General features: G+C 64.2%; 4 protein-coding genes. 2 read left to right on the top strand and 2 right to left on the bottom strand.

All coding sequences use genetic code 11. The features are described from left to right. Positions 1 to 211 (top strand): hypothetical protein (locus QZY03_RS05340; RefSeq protein WP_295578795.1); only part of this gene is annotated, 211 nt, incomplete at its 5' end. A gap of 190 nt (positions 212 to 401) precedes the next feature. Here QZY03_RS05340 and QZY03_RS05335 read toward each other — a convergent pair. After that, positions 402 to 776 (bottom strand): DUF1778 domain-containing protein, encoded by a 375-nt coding sequence (locus QZY03_RS05335; RefSeq protein WP_295578797.1) that lies wholly within the window; start codon positions 774 to 776, stop codon positions 402 to 404. Positions 777 to 991: 215 nt separating this feature from the next. Continuing rightward, complete coding sequence (locus QZY03_RS05330; RefSeq protein WP_295578793.1) at positions 992 to 1,423, bottom strand: type II toxin-antitoxin system HicB family antitoxin; 432 nt, start codon at positions 1,421 to 1,423, stop codon at positions 992 to 994. 5 nt (positions 1,424 to 1,428) lie between these two features. On the opposite strand from QZY03_RS05330, the gene QZY03_RS05325 reads away from it, so the two are divergent. After that, positions 1,429 to 1,644: a hypothetical protein gene (locus QZY03_RS05325; protein WP_295578791.1), complete on the top strand. Its 216-nt coding sequence runs from the start codon at positions 1,429 to 1,431 to the stop codon at positions 1,642 to 1,644. Positions 1,645 to 1,830: the final 186 nt, after the last annotated feature.

Raw genomic sequence — 1,830 nt, 5'->3', positions numbered from 1 at the left:
TGAGGTCCTTGGCGGCAACGAGGCGCTCAAGGTACTCGACTGGCACCGCGTTGCGTCGGGTGCGCAGTCCGTTTCATTTGCTCGGGCATTGTTTGAAGATGTGGCCGACTTTTTCGGTGTAGCGAATCCGCTCGGACAGGGCGAACCGGCATCCCTCACCTACCCTGAGCGCAAGGTTGATCGGTCAACGCTTTTGTTGCGCAATCTCTGAGACACAGTCGCTCGACCGTTGATCTAAAGCTCATCCCTAAGGGAACGGTGGTCTTCCCTGCTTCGTGCGGGTCGGCCTAACCCGCCGGCCCGATCCATAACGGCGACACGGCACCGAATCGATCTGGCGCAATCGATAGCAATGAGCGATCCTTGCGGGCCATCCCTGATTGTCCGGCAGGGATCTCGGTTTAACTGCCAGCGCACAGGCTCTTTATGGAATTTGTCGATCTGAAACGCCGCTTTGCCGTGATCGGCCAGGACGACGAGTCCAATCTGGAAGTAGGCCGCTTCTGGGGGAGCGAAATCGCGGGTTGGCTGAGGAGAAATAGGGGACGCACCACGAATAAGTTGTGGGACGGCGTAACGCGTAGCCGGTCAGTCGCCCCCGAGTCGCTCGTGATGGCGGGGGTGAAGGCACGCTCCAGGGCGGGAGACGGCGGGTATGGGATGGGCTCGGCGAAGCGATCCGAATCGGTCGGAGACAGACGGACGACCGCGGTCTCGGCGATGGTGCATTGGGCGGCCTCTTGGACCACGGCGACTACGAAGTCCGTCGTGGCCATGCCGCGAATCTCGGCGGCCCGTTTGGGCACGACGAGAAGATCCGCGCCGATAGGGGTGTCAAGGTGGGTCATGGACGGCGCTGGTCGCCGCTGGGTTGTCCGCCTGGGCATGATATAGGTGCGGAGCGGGAGCGAACCGCACCGATGCCCAGCCGCTCGAACGATGCGATGCGGTTCCTTACGTCACCGCATCCTACGGGCTGTGCGATCGGGGCCTATGCCGCCACCCTTACCTCGACGGTCAAGCGCCGACCCACGGCGGTCAAGGTCCGCTCCAGCGCGGCGGCCTTGCTCCCGTGGCGGGGGTCGAGCAGGCGTCGTGCCTCCTTCTCGTGGATACCCAGGCGCCGTGCCAGTTCGCTGGTGCCGATGCCCGCCTCCCGCACTGCCAGGTACAGCGCCGCTTTGAGCGCGGTGGCGATGGGTACCGCCACGGTCGCCTCGCCGGCCTGTTGAGAGGATGGCAGCGGAATCTCCGCACGGTCATCGATGCGCGCCGCAACGGCCTCTTCCAGGCAATCGGCTGCCTCTTCCAGCGCTTGGTCGCGGGTCTCGCCCTGGGTGATGGCCTCCGGCCAATCGGAAAAGGTCACCACGAACCCGCCATCGGCGTCCGGCGTCAATGTCACTGGATAAGCGAAGTTCATCGGGGATGGATAAACTCGGAACCTGTCATGCGCCGCAGTATCGGACAATGCTGTCCGGGCGCCAAGCCCTGATCTACCTCCGCGAGCCCGATCTCTTTAGCGGTATGGGCCTTGATTGTTCCGGCCAGCCGGGGCGTGTCAGCCGGGGCGCCGGCCGACTGGAGTCCAAGGCTTCAGCCTTGGATCGGCAGGCCAAGGCTGAAGCCTTGGACTCCAAATGACCAGCGCTGTCCGGAACGACGATGAAGGCTCAATGGCCGACACCCCGCGGCGGCGTTAAGATCGACCCATGACTACCCCGACCGTCGAGATCGCTCGCTTTCCCGCCCTGCGCCTGCTCGCCTGGCAACTGCACCAGGAGCGGATGAGCGAGCCCGATGTCCTGGCGCTCTACGAGCGGGAGTGGC

Origin of the sequence: uncultured Lamprocystis sp. (assembly GCF_903933125.1) — a bacterium.
In the GTDB taxonomy this organism is placed as follows: Bacteria; Pseudomonadota; Gammaproteobacteria; order Chromatiales; family Chromatiaceae; genus Thiodictyon.
This window is presented reverse-complemented; position numbering and strand designations above follow the sequence as displayed.